Annotated in this window: 3 protein-coding genes and 1 pseudogene; 2 read left to right on the top strand and 2 right to left on the bottom strand. The window is 48.9% G+C overall.

What is annotated here, in order from left to right:
• The coding region (locus tag QJQ48_RS27775; RefSeq protein WP_346294451.1) for a PPC domain-containing protein at positions 1-331 on the bottom strand (331 nt) is incomplete at its 3' end.
• A 505-nt stretch (positions 332-836) separates the two neighbouring features.
• The gene (locus tag QJQ48_RS27770; RefSeq protein WP_346294450.1) at positions 837-1,517 is read right to left on the bottom strand and encodes a DUF4158 domain-containing protein; all 681 of its coding nucleotides are present in this window, start codon (positions 1,515-1,517) and stop codon (positions 837-839) included.
• Positions 1,518-1,675: 158 nt separating this feature from the next.
• Here QJQ48_RS27770 and QJQ48_RS27765 point away from each other — a divergent pair, with 158 nt between their 5' ends.
• Positions 1,676-1,981, top strand: coding sequence for an HNH endonuclease (locus QJQ48_RS27765; RefSeq protein WP_346294449.1), 306 nt, complete (start codon positions 1,676-1,678; stop codon positions 1,979-1,981).
• Between the two features lie 102 nt (positions 1,982-2,083).
• Positions 2,084-2,307, top strand: a pseudogene (locus QJQ48_RS27760) (hypothetical protein); the annotation flags it as partial.

Raw genomic sequence — 2,307 nt, 5'->3', positions numbered from 1 at the left:
CCGCAGTATAGCTGTTAGCAATAATTGTGTAGACTCCAGTAGTCGGCAGAGTTACTGTGATGCGTGAGTTAGTCCCCCCGGCTCCATCGTCATTCTGGGCAATAGTGTTTCCCTCTGGGCCTATCAAGATGAGATAGGTGTCAAACTCATCACTGCTCAGCTCAATCGTGAGGCTCTCGTTAGCAGCCCCTTGAAAAGTATGAGATTGATAGAAACTGCCGTCTTCTTCCCGTACGGGAGAGTTTTGATTTAGCTGACCCGTCACCACTTCAGGACTGCGAGTCGTTTGCTGAGCAACGACAGTTGGTGCAGCGGATCTAGCAAAACTCACATCACCGATCAAAACCGTACAGAAACCTGACAACGCCAGCAACCAATGCCATTTTCTCTGACCAAAGCTGGAAAGAATGTTCATTATGCGGTAAAGAAGCTTGCTTTTCTGTTGTTACAAAGTTGAGAGGGCAAATTCCAGAGATAAGACTTTTACACCCTCGCAAGCTAGCACGGCTTTTTCCCAAAGTAGGCCAACTTAATACTCTGCAATGGCTCTGGCAGTAGATAATTCAGCACATCAGGCTAAAAACCAGCCGGAGTCAATGACAAGATCCTACATAGTTAAGCCGACAGAAAAGGGTTCTTTCTCACTTTAGGTGAAGCTTTAGAGTGAAGCAGCGAAACGAGAGAGAAGCAGGGCCATTTTAGTGTTTGTGAATGAGCCGATCAGGAGAATTTTGGTATTGAAGGCCGAGATCGCTCACTCCAGGCAGACGTTCCCAATACCGGTCACACTTTTCTATTCCGGCCCATATAGAAAAGGAAGGCTATAGATAAAGTAATCAACTAGCGAGTAAGAAGGGTTTTGTCAGGAGTTCAGGCGAGGCACGACCAAACATTTGTCGTTTAATCGTTCTGGCATCAGTTTCAACATCAACCTGCAGGAGATTATCAATTTGCTGTTTTCCCTCTGCTGTAAGGCTCTCTGTGACCCGCTGATAAATGTCTGAGTTGGCTGCATTGCGAATACTGCGAGCAGTTCTCAAGAGTGTACTAAAGCCTGGAAGTTCATAGCGTTGCCGAACTAATTCTTCGATAGCGATATTGACTAAATCGACCAAATCATGTTTGCTGATAACGGCAAATTGCATCGCCGCCACCATCACAGCCTGTGCTTCTAATTTGTAGGGACGTAGGTTCAAAACATTCCGGATAATAGCCAAGTGCCTTTTTCGGGTGGCCGAGGTGTCATAACCCACTAAATCTGCTCTAGTGATCGCGCTCTGGCTGATGACAACGATGTGTTGAACGATAGCTGCAGGCACCTCTGAAATTAAGACAGGATAGCCAAGGCGTTGAAATGTTTTTAGCAGAATCAAGAAGCCGACACGGGCTGTTGATCCTTTAGTGGATTGCTGAGCTAACTGGATTTCATCAGTAGTAGGAGTATAAATAGATTCAAGTTCTCGTTCTGTGGGATTTGCTTTTAAGCGAGGATAGGCTGTATCTGAGACCGTGGGCATAGGTAAATATCTCCTCAAAACGCTCCTGAAGGAGACTACCAGACCTAGACACAAGACAATACTGAAGTCGTGAATCGCCCCTGAGATTGTTCTGTCTCAAAATTGGATGCCTTGCTACACAAGGGCGTAAAATCAAATGGCCCTTTTTCGTCAGGATCTTGCCCGTCACCGAGGTGCAGGCTAACCGCAGTCCGTATGATGGCGACTGGCTCTACTGGGCTACTAGAAACGGCCAATCGCCCCTCATCCGGCCTACTACGGCTCGCTTGCTCAAGCGCCAGAAGGGCCGTTGCAGTGCTTGCAACTTGTTCTTCATGCACGGTGATGTCATCGAACTCGACCACATCTTGCCTCGCTCCCAAGGCGGGCTGGATGTTTCCTCCAATTGGCAACTCCTGCACAGGCATTGTCACCACACCAAATCCGCCGCTGAGCGGCGCTCAGCTAGCAGCAGAGAGGTCTGATTGTCACTCACCAAGTCGTTGAGGAGCCGGATGAAGGGAAACTTTCACGTCCGGTTCTGTAGACCATCGGCGGGGGCGACCCTGCCGATGAGTTTAACCACCCAAGCGCTCTACCTGCGCGGCAGCACTGACTTCGCCAGCGTGGCTGACTATCAAGCCTTTATTAGCGGCATTGTGGCTAAGCTCAATCAGCAGCACCAGGCGAAGTTTGCCGAAGAGCAGAAGCACTTGCAGCCTTTACCGCCCAAACGGATAGCGGACTATGAAGTGCTGACAGCAAGAGTCAGCAGTCGCAGCACCATTGATGTGCGCTGTATTCTCTACAC

The sequence above is a fragment of the Sphaerothrix gracilis Ecp01 genome (assembly GCF_030405905.1).
GTDB classification, from domain to species: Bacteria; Cyanobacteriota; Cyanobacteriia; order Phormidesmidales; family Phormidesmidaceae; genus Sphaerothrix; species Sphaerothrix gracilis.
Note: the sequence above shows the minus strand (reverse complement) of the source record. Positions and strands in the feature narration are given on the sequence as shown.